The following is a 17,530-nucleotide window of genomic DNA, read 5'->3' as shown; positions in this document are numbered from 1 at the left end:
GCATTTTGCTTAACATATTGGCAAGACGCAACTTGATTACACCAATTAATCATTAAAACACGCTAAGTTAAATGCCGTTATTTTGTTCACGCAAACGGTTTCGTCTGAGCGGTTATTCTATTATACTAGGCGCGTTTCCCCTGAATGATTGGTCAGGTTAGCTGCTAAAAGAGAGAACTCAATACTATGGAAATCCTGCGTGGCTCCCCCGCTTTATCCGCGTTTCGTATTAATAAATTACTCACTCTATGTCAGGAAAATGATCTTCCTGTACAAGGTATATACGCGGAATTTGTTCATTTCGCGAAAGTGGAAGGGCAGTTATCTGAAGATGATCAAATTAAATTACGCCAACTACTGCATTATGGACCTTCATTAACAGAACATGAGCCTGTTGGGGAAATGCGAGTTGTTACACCTCGTCCAGGAACAATTTCACCTTGGTCTTCTAAAGCGACAGATATTGCACATAACTGTGGTTTAGCCAAGGTTGTCCGAATTGAACGTGGTATCGCCTACTTTATTGAATGCGGTACGATGACAGACAATCAGTGGCAACAACTTTATGGTTTTATTCATGACCGAATGATGGAAACCATCTTCTTAAATTATCAAGATGTAAATGCACTTTTTGCCGAACAAACTCCAGCACCATTAAAAACGATTGATGTCCTTGCAAAAGGTAAAGATGCACTAGTAAAAGCGAATATCGAAATGGGATTAGCGCTGGCAGACGATGAAGTTGATTACTTAGTCGATGCTTTTAACCGCTTACAGCGTAATCCGACAGATGTAGAGCTTTATATGTTTGCACAAGCTAACTCTGAACACTGTCGCCACAAAATATTTAATGCGGATTGGATAATTGATGGTAAAGCTCAAGATAAATCATTATTTAAAATGATTAAAAATACGTTTGAGCAAACTCCTGATTATGTCATGTCAGCTTATAAAGATAATGCGGCAGTAATGGAAGGCTCTGTGGCGGGACGTTTTTATCCTGATACAGACAAAGGGCATTATCACTACCATCAAGAGCCTGTACATATCTTGATGAAAGTAGAAACACATAACCACCCAACAGCTATTTCACCTTGGCCGGGCGCAGCAACAGGTTCAGGCGGTGAAATTCGAGATGAAGGTGCTACTGGGCGTGGTGCAAAACCTAAAGCGGGTCTAGTTGGATTTTCGGTTTCTAACTTACGTATTCCCGGATTTGAACAGCCTTGGGAAGAAGATTTTGGTAAACCAGAGCGTATTGTTAATGCATTAGACATCATGACGGAAGGTCCATTAGGTGGTGCGGCATTTAATAATGAATTCGGTCGTCCGGCATTATTAGGTTATTTCAGAACCTATGAAGAACAAGTCAATAGCCACAATGGTGTTGAAATTCGCGGTTACCATAAACCAATTATGTTAGCTGGGGGGATCGGTAATATTCGTGAAGATCACGTACAAAAAGGTGAAATCACGGTTGGCGCTAAGTTAATTGTACTTGGTGGACCCTCTATGAACATCGGTCTTGGTGGTGGCGCTGCTTCTTCTATGACATCAGGTCAATCAGATGCCGATTTAGATTTCGCTTCTGTTCAGCGTGATAACCCAGAAATGGAACGTCGTTGCCAAGAAGTTATCGATCGTTGTTGGCAATTAGGTGACGATAACCCAATCTTATTTATTCATGATGTTGGTGCTGGTGGTCTTTCTAATGCAATGCCTGAGTTAGTCAATGATGGCGGTCGTGGTGGTCGTTTTGAATTACGTGATGTTCTTAATGATGAACCGGGTATGAGCCCACTTGAGATCTGGTGTAATGAATCTCAAGAGCGTTATGTATTGGCGGTATCACCTGAAAAAATGCCTCTCTTTGATGCGTTATGCCAGCGTGAAAGAGCACCTTATGCTGTGATCGGTGAAGCAACGCAAGAGCGTGAATTAGTCCTTAATGATACACATTTTGATAATAAACCGATTGATATGCCATTAGACATATTATTAGGTAAAGCACCTAAAATGTTGCGTGATGTAAAATCACTTAAAACAGAAGGTGAGTATCTCTCTCGTAAAGATATCGATTTAAAAGATGCGGTTTATCGTGTTCTTCATTTACCTGCTGTTGCTGAAAAAACCTTCTTAATTACCATTGGTGACCGTACGGTAACAGGTATGGTTGCGCGTGATCAAATGGTTGGACCTTGGCAAATTCCAGTTGCCAATTGCGCCGTTACCACAGCAACATTAGATAGTTATTATGGCGAAGCGATGTCTATTGGTGAACGAGCACCTATCGCACTGTTAGATTTTGCTGCATCTGCACGTATGGCTGTCGGCGAAGCGCTAACAAATATGGCAGGTTGCGATGTAGAAGCGCTTAATCGTATTAAGCTTTCAGCTAACTGGATGTCAGCAGCAGGTCATCCTGGTGAAGATGCCGGCTTATATGACGCAGTGAAAGCTATTGGTGAAGAGTTATGCCCAGAGCTAGGTATTACTATTCCTGTGGGCAAAGATTCGATGTCAATGAAAACGCGTTGGCAAGATAAAGATGGGAAAACCAAAGAGGTGACGTCACCACTCTCTTTAGTTATTACGGCATTCTCTCGTGTTGAAGATGTGCGTAAAACAGTGACACCTGAATTATCAACACAAGCAGGAAATCGCTTGTATTTGATTGATTTAGGAAATGGTCATAATGCACTAGGCGCGACGGCACTAGCACAAGTTTATCGTCAATTAGGTCAAAAAGCGGCAGATCTTCGTGATGTTGAGCAATTAAAACAGTTCTTTAATGTGATGCAACAATTGGTCAATGATGGCAAATTGTTGGCTTATCACGATCGCTCCGATGGTGGATTATTTGTCACTCTTGCAGAAATGGCATTTACGGGTCATTGTGGATTACATGTTGATATCAGTGCTTATGATGAAGATATTTTAGCCGGGCTATTTAATGAAGAACTTGGTGGTGTGATCCAAATTCGTGCGGAACATCAAGAGGCTGTCGAAGCACTGTTTGCCGAATATGGTTTATCGGATTGTTTACACTATTTAGGTCAAGCAACAGAAAATGACGCCATTATTATCCAAAGTCGTGAAACTGAGGTTTACAATGAAAAACGCAGTACACTGCGTCTTTGGTGGGCTGAAACAACATGGCAAATGCAACGCTTGCGTGATAATCCAGAGTGTGCGGATGAAGAACATCAAGCCAAACAAGATCTCAACGATCCAGGGTTAAATGTGAAGTTAACCTTTGATCCAAATGAAGATATTGCTGCACCTTATATTGCAACAGGGAGCCGCCCTCGTATTGCGGTATTAAGAGAGCAGGGTGTTAACTCTCATGTTGAAATGGCGGCAGCTTTTGACAGAGCGGGTTTTGACGCTATCGATGTTCATATGAGCGACTTACATTCATCACGACGTTCACTCAGTGATTTTGATGTGCTGGTGGCTTGCGGTGGATTCTCTTACGGTGACGTATTAGGTGCGGGGGAAGGTTGGGCGAAATCTATTTTATTTAATTCTCGCTTACGCGATGAATTTGCTCAATTCTTTGAACGCCAAGATACCTTATCTCTCGGGGTCTGTAATGGTTGCCAAATGATGTCTACATTATCAGAACTTATTCCGGGTGCAGATTTATGGCCTCGTTTTGTTCGCAACCGTTCTGAGCGTTTTGAAGCGCGCTTTAGTTTAGTGAAAGTGACTGAAAGCCCCTCATTATTGCTACAGGGTATGGTGGGTTCACAAATGCCTATTGCCGTTTCTCATGGTGAAGGTTTTGCTGAATTCCGTAATGCTGAGCAACTAGCACAACTAGAAGCTCAAAATTTAGTGGGATTACGTTTTGTGGATCACTACGGCAACCCTACAGAACAATATCCATTAAATCCTAATGGCTCTGTAAAAGGGATCACGGCTGTTACCACAAAAGATGGGCGCTCAACCATTATGATGCCTCATCCAGAACGCGTGTTTAGAACAGTCAGTAATTCTTGGCATCCAGATAATTGGGGTGAAGACAGCCCTTGGATGCGTTTATTCCGCAATGCAAGAAAACAATTTGATTAATCAAATGTAATATTGTCTTAGAGATAAATACATAAAGCCTCTACATTGTTAGAGGCTTTATTATATTGATAATAAAGGAATTATTTCTTGTTGTGTAAAAACAGCGACACTTATCATTTTGTTTGTCTCTTTTTAGCGACACTTAATTCATTGAAATATAAATAATTATTAAATTTAGGGTAACTCTGTCTGGATATGGAGACAGCTTGGTTGTTTTATAACTAGATAAAAAAGAGTGATAAATAAAATATTAGAGGGGTGTTTTTATTTTTTGTTTATTTTCAGTGTGTTAAATAAAAAATTTAAAAGTTGGCACGCCTTGTGCATTATATAAATCAGTTGCTCATTCAACTTTTTATGTCGGTCCACAATATGGGTGGGAACATACCACATAAGCCAGGAATGACGCCAGAGTAAGGTGCCTACCGTCCAACATCACGATACTCGTCTTCGGACCTTATCAAACACAGGGCGACACGTTGAGTGAGGCACCACCTTCATTCTCTTTTAGAGAAAAAAGAGATGAAATATTGACGAGCGGAATATCTCAATAAGATATTCCGCTCTCCCACTTCTAGAGCCTGTCGCATTTCCTCGTTTGTGTTTGTTCTCTTACCTGATTTTCCCAATGTCGGACTTTTTTCTTGTTATCAAGTCATGTAGCATCGCATTACTCTAATAGGTGTTGAGATGATTTCATTGAAAAAGTGGCGTATTTTCCCTCGTTCTTTAAGACAGCTCGTGATAATGGCATTTTGGATGGTGCTATTACCTTTACTTGTACTTGCTTATCAGGCTTATCAAAGCCTTGATCAACTAAGTAATCAGGCGGCTATTACTAATAAAAATGCACTTGCAGATACTGAACGCAGTGAAGTGATGCGAAATCTAGCCATTGAAATGGAAGGGAATTATCGTCGATATTGTGTTTTAAGAGATAAAACCGATGATGATATGTATCAGCAACGCTACCAGCAATACACCAAACTCTTCTCAACATTACAGCAAACCATTATTCCTCTTTCGGCATCGAAAGAAGCCGATGTACTTAATACTTCACTTGAAAAACTAAAATTGATCCAATGCGAAAGCAGCGAACCTACAAAAGAGATGCAACAAGCTTTAGAGCAGTTCTCTTATGCCAATAATCGTATTGTGGTATTAACCAAAGAGATTATTTTTAGCCGTGGTGAACAACTTCAAATGGCAATCGCTGAGAAGGGGCGCTATTTCGGTTGGCAAAGTCTTATCGTTTTTGTTTTCAGCTTGATCCTCATTGCGTTATTTACTCGAATGATTATTGGTCCTGTTAAAGGCATTGAGAAGATGATCAATCGATTAGGTGAAGGTCGAACACTCAGTAATAATTTAGATACTTTTCAAGGACCACGAGAACTACGTTCATTAGCACAACGTATTATTTGGTTAAGTGAGCGTTTAGCATGGCTTGAATCACAACGCCATGAATTTTTGCGTCATATCTCTCATGAGTTAAAAACACCGTTAGCCAGTATGCGAGAAGGTACGGAATTATTAGCTGATGAAGTTGCAGGCCCTTTAACGCTTGATCAAAAAGAAGTCGTTTCAATTCTCGATAATAGCAGTAAGCAGTTACAGCTATTAATTGAACAACTGCTTGATTACAATCGTAAACTTTCTGAAGTTCCTCAACAAATCGAAGAAATTAACTTGACTGATTTAGTAAATGATGTGGTATTAGCCCACAGTTTACCCGCGAGAGCAAAAGATATTAAAACGATAATTTCACTTAATCTAACTACGTGTCGAGCAGAAGCGACATTATTATCACGGGTTATCGACAATCTCTACTCGAATGCGGTGCACTATGGTGCTGAATCAGGTAATATCTGGATCTCTAGTTATCAAGTTGAACAGAAAATAGTTATTGATATAGCCAATAAAGGAACACCTATACCTGAATCTGAACAAAAAATGATTTTTGAACCCTTTTTCCAAGGATCTTTGCTACGCAAAGGGGCTGTAAAAGGAAGTGGTTTAGGTTTAAGTATTGCTCATGACTGTATCAAAAGAATGGAAGGTGAGTTAAGAGTTGTTCCTTCTGACTATGCAGATGTCTGTTTTCGTATTGAATTACCGCTACTTTCTGAGATTAAATAATGCAAATCAGGTCACAAAAACAAGCATCTCCTCATCATGAATATAAAAAAACAAATAAGAAGATGCTTGGTATTGAAGTGTTATCTATGGCCCCTGCATCAACTAGAAAAATCGCATTAAATTGGAAGCAGTGTTTCTTGTTTATTATGCTTCCACTGGTTCTTTCAGGGTGTACACCAAAGTCGCTCACTGAGGCACAAGAGCCAGAGCCAGAAATCCCCGTTGTTAAACAAAAAACGATTGATTATCGTTGGGCTGAATGTAAAACATTAAGCTCCTTTTATGATGAAGGCATCAATAACGCGCTTTATTGGTTACGTGTCATTGAATGTACAAACCGCATAATGACAACAGAAGCACAACGCCAAGCTAGTAGTGTTGTTGTTACTGGTTGGGATGATGCATTTTATAAAAGTATTTTATTAGAACGTGCAGGAATGACGATTGCCGATCGTCGAACACAATTAGTATTATTAGAAAGCTATAAATTACAATTTCCGAGTTCCATGCGAGTTCTACTATCGACATGGATTGAGAACCAAACGCTTATGCTCTCTTTAGCAGAAGAAAAGAATCGTTATCGTCGTCTAACTACAGATACAGATAATAGAATTGATATGCTAAGAAAAGAGAATAATACGCTACAGCATGAGCTGAATATCACCCTGAAAAAGCTTGAAAGCCTGACTCAAATTGAGCGGCAGTTATCGAATAGAAAACAGAGTGGTTCTGTTGATTCGTTATCGCAAAATGAAGATTTAACCGAGAGCGCAACAGCAACATCTACAGAAACAGCGAATACAGAGAAACCTGTTACTGAAAAAACTATTACTGAAAAAACTGTTGCTGAAAAGCCAACGGTTGAAAAAACAACTGAAAAACCCGTTTCGCCGCAATCGATAACAGAAAAGCCAAAGGGCGAGGAAAAACAACCTCCTGCAACAGTGGTTAAACCAGAGCCTTCAAAACCAGAATCTACGAAGCCCGAGACGGTAAAACCAGAACCTGTCAAAACTGATACTGACACGCAAAGCTCAAAACTGACTGAAGCAGGTTCTAAATAAGGAGAATGTGCATGGCTGGCCATAAATCAGCAAATCTTTTACTTGTCGATGACGATCCTGGGTTATTAAAGTTACTTGGTATGCGATTAACAAGTGAAGGTTTTCATATCTTCACCGCTGAAAGTGGACAAGAAGCACTAAAACTTCTCTTAAAAGAAAAAATAGACCTTGTTATTAGCGATCTCCGAATGGATGAAATGGATGGTATGGCGCTGTTTGCTGAAATACAACGCCAGCAGCCGGGCATGCCTGTTATCATTCTTACGGCTCATGGCTCTATTCCTGACGCAGTGGCCGCAACACAGCAAGGTGTATTTAGCTTTTTAACCAAACCCGTTGATAGAGACGCACTTTATAAAGCGATTGATGAAGCACTGGAGCTTGTGACTATTGTTTCAGATGAAGAATGGTCAAAAGATATCGTGACTCGTAGCCCACAAATGCTACGTTTATTAGAACAAGCAAAGTTAGTCGCCCAATCTGATGTCAGTGTACTTATCAATGGTCAAAGTGGTACGGGTAAAGAAGTCCTTGCTCAAGCTATCCATCGCGCAAGCCCTAGAGCGAAAAAACCGTTTATTGCCATTAACTGTGGTGCGTTGCCTGAGCAACTTCTAGAGTCTGAATTATTTGGTCATGCGAAAGGTGCTTTTACAGGCGCGGTGAGTAGCCGTGAAGGTCTATTTCAAGCTGCTGAAGGTGGCACATTATTTTTAGATGAAATTGGCGATATGCCAATGGCATTGCAAGTTAAGTTATTACGTGTTTTACAAGAGCGAAAAGTTCGCCCATTAGGCAGTAATCGCGATATTGATATTGATGTACGAATTCTTTCTGCAACGCATCGTGATTTACCTAAAGCGATGGAGCGTAATGAATTTCGAGAAGATCTGTTCTATCGTTTAAATGTGGTTAACTTACGTATTCCGACATTAAGTGAACGAGCTGAAGATATTCCTATTCTTGCTAATCACTTATTGAGAGAGTCTGCTAAACGCCATAAACCTTTTGTTCGAAGCTTTTCAACCGATGCCATGAAATGCTTAATGACAGCAAGCTGGCCGGGTAATGTGCGTCAATTGGTTAACGTTATTGAGCAATGTGTAGCGTTAACAACTGCACCCGTGATCAGTGAAGCGCTTGTAACACAGGCATTACAAGGTGAAAATACGGCACTGCCCACCTTTGCAGAAGCGAGAGGACATTTTGAAATGACCTATTTGAGAAAACTTTTGCAAATGACAAAAGGCAATGTGACCCAAGCCGCACGTATGGCTGGGCGCAATCGAACTGAGTTTTATAAATTGTTATCTCGTCATGAGCTAGATGCGAATGATTTTAAAGAATAACCTTTTCAGATAACGAATATATTTTTAAACTAACTTTCCTTTTATGCGGAAGATAGCGGAGAGACTAATTTTTATGAGTCGTAAACTAAAACTCACCATGGCTCAACTTAATTGGGTTGTTGGCGATATTGAAGGTAACTGTGAACGCATGTTATCTACCGTTAAAGCACAAGAAGAGACCGATTTGGTTATGTTCTCTGAGTTGGCTTTATGCGGTTACTCTCCTGAAGATCTGCTATTTCGTCCTGATTTCCAACAGCGTTGTGAAACACAACTTACGCGTTTAGAACAAGCAAGTAAAAAAACGGCGATTGTTGTTGGACATCCTTGGTGGCAAAACGGCAAAATTTACAACGCACTTTCATTTTTCTATAAAGGTGAATTACAAGCGCGTTATTTCAAACAACAATTACCTAATTATGGTGTGTTTGATGAAAAGCGTTATTTCCAACAAGGAAATGAACGCTGTGTGGTGCCATTTAAAGGTTATCACCTAGGTTTGTTAATTTGTGAAGATATCTGGATCAATGAGCCTATCGATGCATTAAAACAAGCGGGCGCTGATCTCGTTCTATCGATTAATGCATCACCTTATAACCGTGAAAAACCGCATGTTCGTACACAGCTCATTAAAGAACATTGCCAAAGAACACACCTTCCCGTGATTTATCTTAACCAAATTGGTGGTCAAGATGAGTTGGTATTTGATGGTTGTTCAAAAGTATTTGATGAACGCGGTACTATTACGCATCGTTTAGCTGCATTTGATGAACAAACTACTATCGTTGAATTTGACGAATTGAATATTGTTCCGATGGCAGATCCTGCCCCGGAACTTTCACCTTTAGCGCAAGTTTATCAAGCGTTAGTGCTTGCAACGCGTGATTATGTGATTAAAAACGGCTTTAAAGGGGCAATTCTAGGATTATCTGGTGGTATTGACTCTGGATTAACGGTTGCTATCGCAGCTGATGCCTTAGGCAAAGAGAGTGTTCAAGCTGTTATGATGCCATTTCGTTATACATCAGAAATGAGTATTCATGATGCAAAAGAACAAGCGGATTTATTAGGTGTTGAGTTTGATACGGTTTCTATTGAACCCATGTTTGATGCTTTTATGGCTCAACTTGCGCCTATGTTTAAAGATACTGTTGCAGATACCACAGAAGAAAATCTACAAGCTCGTTGTCGTGCGGTTATTTTGATGGCAATGTCGAATAAACGCCGTCGTTTAGTGTTAACCACAAGCAATAAAAGTGAATCAGCAGTGGGATATTCTACATTGTATGGTGATATGGCGGGTGGTTTTGATGTCTTAAAAGATGTACCTAAAACGTTGGTTTTCGAGCTTTCTAAATATCGTAATACACTTTCACCGGCTATTCCTCAGCGCGTTATTGATAGACCACCATCAGCAGAACTAGCACCGGGGCAAACAGACCAAGATAATTTACCTCCTTATGACATTCTGGATGCTATTCTTGAAGGTTATGTTGAGCAAGATAAATCTGTATCTGATTTAGTTGCAGCAGGATTTGATGAAGCGACAGTCCGTAAAGTGATAAAATTAGTCGATATTAATGAATATAAGCGACGTCAAGCCCCTGTAGGGCCACGTATTACAAGTCGTAATTTTGGTAAAGATCGCAGATACCCAATTACAAGCGGTTTTGGTCGCCACAACTGGTAATAGCAGGATAATACGATGAAAAAAATTGAAGCGATAATTAAGCCGTTTAAATTAGATGATGTAAGAGAAGCGCTCGGAGAAGTGGGTATCACGGGAATGACGGTAACAGAAGTGAAAGGCTTTGGTCGCCAAAAAGGGCATACGGAGCTTTACCGCGGTGCTGAATACATGGTCGATTTTTTACCTAAAGTGAAGATTGAAATTATTGTCTCTGATGAAATTGTTGAAACCTGCGTAGATACAATTATGACAACGGCACAAACAGGTAAAATTGGTGATGGTAAGATTTTTGTCTTTGATGTGAGTCGCGTTATTCGTATTCGTACTGGCGAACAAGATGAAGAGGCTATTTAGTTATTAATTAACTTAAGCCAAATAATTATATTTCTCAGTTTTATTAAAGCCCGATATTTTTTAATCAAAATATCGGGCTTTTTCTTTTTTTTGCGCATAATTAATTTTTTAATGTTTCACCTATAATGCTATTTATATCTTATACAAGTCTATTGATGATTCTAAGCAATTTATTTTACTATTTTTCATAAACTTTAAGGCACAAAATGTTATTCAATAACTTTTAAGGAAAGTTATTATCATCAACATTAAAAAATCATTAAGGTATGGGCAAAATAGTGTTTACTTATTTATTAAAGCGTCTCGCTTTATTTTTATGTGCAGCAGTGTTAATCGCTATCACGACAGGATTTATTTTTCTTGATATTTTGGTTTTTGATAATGGTATTTCTGAAACGTCGGTAACTGAATTAGGCCAAGAAATTATCGTTGCCATGATTTGCTTATTCTTTTTTGTTAAAGCGTGCCAAGGAAGTGAACAACAGGGAGCATTCACGCTTATTATGGGCTTTTTCTTGTGTATTTTAATCCGTGAGTTAGATGGTGTATTTGATCAGATTGCACACGGATCGTGGGTTTGGTTTGCGCTCACAGTAACGTTTATTTGTATTGCTATTGCGATTAGAGAAGGCAAGAAAACGTTAAAAGGCTTAATTCACTTTATTACTCACCCAAGCCATGGAATGTTAGTTGCTGGTCTATTATGCGTTTTACTGTTCTCACGTTTATTTGGTATGGGAATACTGTGGCATAAATTATTGGGCGAGGATTATAACCGAACTGTTAAAAACATGGTGGAAGAGGGCTGTGAATTATTTGGTTATACGCTCTGTTTAATTAGTGTTATTTGGTACGGTTTTTCTGCTAAAGATCATGTTATTCCTGCTGCGATTGAAAAAAAATATCGATCATAAAAAGTAGTGAAATAACCAATAAAAGCGCTGATAAATATAACGTTATCAGCGCTTTTTTTATTCAATTTAAAATTGGACTTTCATGAACGTATTTTTACTGTAAATCTTGTGTAATAACAGCATGAGGACCAAAGCACTCATAATGAAGTTTGTCACTATTAATACCTAATTCAATAAGTTGCTTAGCAACAGATTGCATAAAAGGTAAAGGACCACAAAAATAGAAATGCATATCAGGAATAGCTAACCAATCTTCAACTTGTTTTAATGTCATTAAGCCTTCGAATTGATAATCTTTATTTTGCACGTCTTCAGAACGTGGTGTGCGATACCATATCGCTTGTTGATAGTGTGAAAGTTGAGTGCCGACTTGATTAACTTCATCTTTAAAAGCATGGACTCCACCATGTTCGGCCGCATGTAACCAATTAATATTAGCTTGATGAGCTGAAAGCGTGTGTAACATGGATAGCATTGGTGTTAAGCCCACACCTGCTGAAATTAAGGTTACTGGTGTTGTTGGTGACACATCTAAATAGAAATCGCCCCCTGGTGCGGCGACTTGTAAAGTATCACCTTCTTGAACATGGTCATGAAGAAAATTCGATAAAATGCCTTTATCTTCGCGTTTTACTGCGATGCGATAGGTTTTATTATTTGAAGATTGAGTTAATGAATATTGACGTATTTCTTGGTTTTCAAGATGTTCATCACGGATATAAAGACTTACATATTGCCCTGCTTGATAAGGAGTAACAGCAAGCCCATCTTCAGGCTCTAATTCAAAACTAGTAATTACATCACTTTGTTTTATTTTATGTTTAACTTTAAAGTTCCGTAATCCTCTCCAACCTCCATTTGTTTGTTCTTTTTGTTGATAAATTTGTTCTTCACGATTAATAAAGACATCAGACAATATTTGATAAGCCTCTCCCCAAGCATCTAACACTTCTTGCCCAGGATTAAACATTTCATCAATTGTTGCTAATAAGTTTTCACCGACGATGGGATAGTGTTCAGGAAGAATATTTAAACTGACGTGCTTTTGTGCAATTTTTTCAACGGCAGGCAAAATAGTAGCTAAGTTTTCAATATTCGTTGCATAAGCGCATATTGCATTAAATAAGGCTTCACGTTGTGCACCACTGCTTTGATGGCTCATGGTGAAAATATCTTTTAACTCTGGATGGCGAGAAAACATTCGATCATAAAAATGGGCGGTTAATGCAGGACCTGTTTTAGCAATAAGGGGAATGGTTGATTTAATTGTCGCGATAGTTTGTGCATCTAACATAATTGCTCCTGAAAAATTTTCAGTTTATTGTGAATTTTTATAAATTGCATTTTATATGCAACTTATCTCTTTTTGATTATTTTGTAAATCTCTGTTTTTATTTTTTAACAAAAAATCTCAATTCTTAGAGAATGATGCGGGGTGTTTGCAAAATAAGGCGAGATGCGCCTCAAAAAGAGGAATAAGCACAGGATAAAATGAGGTTGTTAAAAAGTAATAATTTGCTGTTATAGTTGAATGGCAAACGATTGCGTATTTTTTCATTAGGGGCTATCTCAATGAAGAAAAAGAGTTTACACTGTATGCCATTCTTTCTCCCGCATGGGAGTTTGTCTTTAGTGAAGTTAGCTGAGTCAGGAGATGTGAATGTTAAAACGTGAAATGAATATTGCTGATTACGATCCAGAATTATGGAATGCAATGGAAGGTGAAGTGACTCGTCAAGAAGAGCACATCGAACTTATTGCTTCTGAAAACTATACCAGCCCTCGTGTTATGCAGGCGCAGGGATCTCAGCTGACAAATAAATATGCTGAAGGCTATCCGGGTAAACGTTACTACGGTGGTTGTGAGTATGTGGATGTTGTAGAGCAACTGGCTATCGATCGTGCAAAAGCATTATTTGGTGCAGATTACGCTAACGTACAGCCTCACTCAGGCTCTCAAGCGAATGCCGCTGTCTATATGGCATTATTAAAACCCGGTGATACTGTTTTAGGTATGAACCTAGCGCAAGGCGGTCACTTAACTCATGGTTCACCAGTTAACTTTTCGGGTAAACTGTATAACATCGTACCTTATGGTATTGATGAATCAGGTAAAATTGATTACGAAGATATCGCTATTCAGGCTAAAAAACATCAACCAAAAATGATCATCGGTGGTTTCTCTGCTTATTCTGGTCTGGTTGATTGGGCTAAAATGCGCGAAATTGCAGACAGCATTGGTGCATTCTTATTCGTTGATATGGCACACGTAGCAGGTATGGTTGCAGCGGGTGTTTATCCTAACCCAGTTCCTCATGCACATGTTGTTACAACAACAACCCACAAAACTTTAGCGGGTCCACGCGGTGGTCTTATCCTTGCTAAAGGTGGCGATGAAGAGTTTTATAAAAAACTGAACTCTGCTGTATTCCCTGGCTCTCAAGGTGGCCCTTTAATGCATGTTATTGCAGGTAAAGCGGTTGCATTAAAAGAAGCTATGGAGCCAGAATTTAAAGTTTATCAGCAACAAGTTGCGAAAAACTCGAAAGCAATGGTAGAAGTTTTCTTAGATCGCGGTTATAAAGTAGTGTCTGGCGGAACTGAAAACCACCTGTTTTTATTAGATTTAGTTGATAAAAATATTACAGGTAAAGATGCAGATGCTGCACTGGGTCGTGCAAATATCACTGTTAACAAAAACAGCGTACCAAATGATCCACGTAGCCCATTTGTTACTTCTGGTGTTCGTATCGGTTCTCCAGCGATTACACGTCGTGGTTTTAAAGAAGCGGAAGCTCGTGAATTAGCCGGTTGGATGTGTGATGTCCTTGATAATATCAATGATGAAGCGAACATTGAGAAAGTGAAACAAAAAGTCTTGGATATCTGCGCTAAATTTCCAGTTTACGCATAAGTTTGTAACGATATAATAAAACCCGTTGTACAAGCCCGCTTCGAGAACTTGTTCTTGGCGGGTTTTTTTGCATCTTAAAAATGGGGGATTGGATGGTTATTCCATCAACATTGTGGCTTGCCTTAGATTATTTTACTTATTTCTTTTCATACGGCATCTTTTTACCTTTTTGGTCCATATGGCTAAAAGGAGAGGGTGTCGATCCGGCAATGATAGGTCTGTTATTAGGTGTAGGTTTAACTGCACGTTTTGTTGGTAGCCTAATTTTAACGCCTGCGGTAAAAGATCCGTCAAAACTTATCACTGCATTGAGATTATTTGCTTTTCTCTCCTTACTTTTTACGGTTGCATTTATGATGGGTAGCCATTGGGCATGGTTATTCTTCGTGATGACAGGATTTAACGTTTTCTTTTCACCTATGGTGCCTTTAGGGGATTCTCTAGCGGGAACGTGGCAAAAACAGTTTCCTTTTGATTATGGAAAGATTCGCGTTTGGGGTTCTATCGCTTTTATTATTAGCTCATCATTGCTAGGTGTTTTAATTGATGCTTTTGGGCATCCTATTATTCTTTATGGATTGATTGCCAGTACTTTGGCGCTATTTCTGACATCTATGCTCCGCCCTAAAGTTATGCCACAGGGTAAAGTGAAAAAAGTAGAACACAGTAATGTGTCTTTTATGAAACTGATTTCAGAGGGACCCGTTTGGCGCTTTCTGTTATGCGTCTCTTTACTGCAAGGTGCGCACGCAGCTTATTATGGTTTTAGCGCACTTTATTGGGAAAAAGCAGGGTATGACACCGCAACAATCGGCTACCTTTGGTCATTAGGTGTGGTTTCAGAGGTGGTTGTTTTTATGCTTAGCCATCGTTTATTCCGTCGTTGGAGCGCAAGAAATTTACTTTTGCTTTCTGCTTTTGCTGGCTTTTTACGTTGGGGATTAATGGGGAGTTTTACCGCATTACCCGCGCTTATTATTGTTCAAATCTTACATAGTGGTACGTTTACGGTATGCCATTTAGCCGCTATGCGCTTTATTAGTGCGCGTCAAGAGCATGAAATTATTCGCTTGCAAGCCGTTTATTCTGCTTTAGCAATGGGAGGAAGTATTGCGATTATGACGATAGTTTCAGGTTGGCTATATGAGAAACTGCCAAATCAAGAATCATTAATTTTCTGGTTAATGGCGGCATTAACTATTCCTGCGATGTTTATAAGACCTCAAGTTAAACCTCAAAATAGTTAATTTGCTCTGTACTAAAAAGTGCAATAAAAAAGACCATAACATTATCTGTTATGGTCTTTTGCTTTATTCTTTAGTGGAACTTCGTATTTTAATGAAAATTAACGTTTTAACGCATCTGTTAATTCGCTACGAATTTCAGCGAGTAATGCTCTAACAACACGAGGATTACCAGCAACAATATTACCGGTTTGTAGGTAACCGTGGTTACCTGTAAAGTCAGAAACGATAGCACCTGCTTCACGAGCGATTAGTTCGCCACCTAAGAAATCCCAAGGTTTTAAGCCAATCTCAAAGAAACCATCAACACGACCTGCGGCAACATAAGCTAAATCTAATGCTGCTGAACCAGTGCGACGGAAATCTGCACAAGGAACAAACAGTTTACCTAACATGTTCATGTAAGCAGCGGAATGTTGTTTGCTTTTGAATGGGAAACCAGTCGCAAGAACAGCACCGTCTAAATCGCGAGCGTTAGAGCCACGCAGACGATAGCCATTTAATTGTGCGCCTTGACCACGAACGGCTGAGAATAATTCGTTACGCATAGGATCGTAAACAACAGCCACTTCAGTACGGCCTTTAATGCGTACAGCAATAGAAACAGAGAAGTGTGGAAGACGTTTAATGAAGTTAGTAGTGCCATCAAGTGGATCAATAACCCATTGTATGTCGTGATCTTCACCGAGTAACTCGCCACTTTCTTCCGTAATAATGGTGTGTTTTGGATAAGATTTACGGATGATTTCAATGATTGCTTGTTCTGCGTCACGGTCAACGTTAGTGACAAAATCATTGGTACCTTTCTGATTGGTTTCTACAGATTCAGGATTTTCGTAATTTTTGGCGATTAAATTACCAGCCTTACGTGCGGCACGTATGGCAATATTCAGCATCGGATGCATGGTTATCTTCCACAAGATGTTAAAGAACGGGGATAAAAAACGTGCCAGAGTATAACAGGCATTCGTGTTTCTGGCTACATTTGTGATAAAATAGATAGATCACAAAGCAATTAACAAGAAATCAATGTTAGAAAATATTCGCATCATCCTTGTAGAAACCTCGCATACAGGCAATATGGGCTCTACAGCTCGAGCTATGAAAACCATGGGATTAACCAATCTTTATTTTGTTAATCCAAAAGAAAAACCAGATTCGCATTCTATTGCCCTATCCGCGGGTGCAAGTGATGTTATTGGCAATGCACATATTGTTAATAGTATCGATGAAGCGATTGAAGGCTGTGGTTTAGTTATAGGAACAAGCGCCCGTAGCCGTACACTTTCTTGGCCAATGCTTGCACCTCGTGAATGTGGTGAACGTTGTGTTATGGAAGCTAAAAATAAGCCAGTTGCTATTATTTTTGGTCGTGAACGCACAGGTTTAACCAATGAAGAATTACAAAAATGTGATTTTCATCTGTATGTTCCGACTAATCCAGAATATGGTTCTTTAAATTTAGCGATGGCTGTTCAGCTTGTTAGTTATGAAATTCGTATGGCAGCACTTGCCCAAGAAGAAAAACAAGAGGAAAATAACCCATCAGAGATTGATTATCCACCTGCTGATGATATAGAACGTTTTTACGTTCACTTAGAACAGGTGCTTAATGAATCTGGCTTTATTCGCCCTAAACATCCGGGACAAGTGATGAGCCGTTTACGCCGTCTATTTACGCGTGCACGCCCAGAAACACAAGAGCTTCATATCTTACGTGGCATTCTGACATCAATTGAGAAATGGGCTAAGAAATAGAGGGCAAAGTTGATTAACTTAAATCAA

At 39.3% G+C, this 17,530-nt stretch carries 12 protein-coding genes; 10 read left to right on the top strand and 2 right to left on the bottom strand.

Annotated elements, in window-relative coordinates; genetic code table 11:
* Positions 1-186 precede the first annotated feature (186 nt).
* The 7 genes from purL (at position 187) to QQS39_RS13085 (ending at position 11,587) form a co-directional block, all read left to right on the top strand.
* The gene (purL, locus tag QQS39_RS13115) at positions 187-4,077 is read left to right on the top strand and encodes a phosphoribosylformylglycinamidine synthase (RefSeq protein ID WP_285804680.1); all 3,891 of its coding nucleotides are present in this window, start codon (positions 187-189) and stop codon (positions 4,075-4,077) included.
* A gap of 690 nt (positions 4,078-4,767) precedes the next feature.
* Complete coding sequence (locus QQS39_RS13110; protein ID WP_196735114.1) at positions 4,768-6,216, top strand: sensor histidine kinase; 1,449 nt, start codon at positions 4,768-4,770, stop codon at positions 6,214-6,216.
* The gene (gene qseG, locus QQS39_RS13105; RefSeq protein ID WP_285804679.1) at positions 6,216-7,280 is read left to right on the top strand and encodes a two-component system QseEF-associated lipoprotein QseG; all 1,065 of its coding nucleotides are present in this window, start codon (positions 6,216-6,218) and stop codon (positions 7,278-7,280) included. The genes QQS39_RS13110 and qseG overlap by 1 nt, the downstream gene beginning before the upstream one ends.
* A gap of 11 nt (positions 7,281-7,291) precedes the next feature.
* Positions 7,292-8,629 carry a two-component system response regulator GlrR gene (gene glrR, locus QQS39_RS13100; RefSeq protein WP_023581612.1) on the top strand — a complete coding sequence of 446 codons (1,338 nt, stop codon included), beginning with the start codon at positions 7,292-7,294 and terminating at the stop codon, positions 8,627-8,629.
* Positions 8,630-8,702: 73 nt separating this feature from the next.
* Positions 8,703-10,319 (top strand): NAD+ synthase, encoded by a 1,617-nt coding sequence (locus tag QQS39_RS13095; protein ID WP_196735113.1) that lies wholly within the window; start codon positions 8,703-8,705, stop codon positions 10,317-10,319.
* Positions 10,320-10,334: 15 nt separating this feature from the next.
* Complete coding sequence (glnB, locus tag QQS39_RS13090) at positions 10,335-10,673, top strand: nitrogen regulatory protein P-II (RefSeq protein ID WP_075670460.1); 339 nt, start codon at positions 10,335-10,337, stop codon at positions 10,671-10,673.
* Positions 10,674-10,939: 266 nt separating this feature from the next.
* Positions 10,940-11,587, top strand: coding sequence for a hypothetical protein (locus QQS39_RS13085; RefSeq protein WP_285804678.1), 648 nt, complete (start codon positions 10,940-10,942; stop codon positions 11,585-11,587).
* Between the two features lie 94 nt (positions 11,588-11,681).
* Here QQS39_RS13085 and hmpA read toward each other — a convergent pair whose 3' ends face one another.
* Positions 11,682-12,881, bottom strand: a complete 1,200-nt coding sequence (gene hmpA, locus QQS39_RS13080) for an NO-inducible flavohemoprotein (RefSeq protein ID WP_285804677.1) — start codon at positions 12,879-12,881, stop codon at positions 11,682-11,684.
* A gap of 366 nt (positions 12,882-13,247) precedes the next feature.
* Between hmpA and glyA the strand changes: the two genes are divergently transcribed.
* Positions 13,248-14,501: a serine hydroxymethyltransferase gene (glyA, locus tag QQS39_RS13075; protein ID WP_285804676.1), complete on the top strand. Its 1,254-nt coding sequence runs from the start codon at positions 13,248-13,250 to the stop codon at positions 14,499-14,501.
* A gap of 92 nt (positions 14,502-14,593) precedes the next feature.
* On the top strand, positions 14,594-15,748 hold the full coding sequence (locus tag QQS39_RS13070) for a 3-phenylpropionate MFS transporter (protein WP_196735110.1): 1,155 nt from the start codon (positions 14,594-14,596) through the stop codon (positions 15,746-15,748).
* 98 nt (positions 15,749-15,846) lie between these two features.
* Here the strand turns inward: QQS39_RS13070 and suhB are convergent, their stop codons facing one another.
* The gene (suhB, locus tag QQS39_RS13065; protein ID WP_023581619.1) at positions 15,847-16,650 is read right to left on the bottom strand and encodes an inositol-1-monophosphatase; all 804 of its coding nucleotides are present in this window, start codon (positions 16,648-16,650) and stop codon (positions 15,847-15,849) included.
* A 124-nt stretch (positions 16,651-16,774) separates the two neighbouring features.
* Here suhB and trmJ point away from each other — a divergent pair, with 124 nt between their 5' ends.
* Positions 16,775-17,503: a tRNA (cytosine(32)/uridine(32)-2'-O)-methyltransferase TrmJ gene (gene trmJ / locus QQS39_RS13060; protein ID WP_285804675.1), complete on the top strand. Its 729-nt coding sequence runs from the start codon at positions 16,775-16,777 to the stop codon at positions 17,501-17,503.
* Positions 17,504-17,530 lie beyond the last annotated feature (27 nt).

It is taken from the genome of Proteus appendicitidis (assembly GCF_030271835.1).
In the GTDB taxonomy this organism is placed as follows: Bacteria; Pseudomonadota; Gammaproteobacteria; order Enterobacterales; family Enterobacteriaceae; genus Proteus; species Proteus appendicitidis.
The sequence above is the reverse complement of the archived record's forward strand: the minus strand, read 5'-3'. Positions and strand labels throughout refer to the sequence as shown.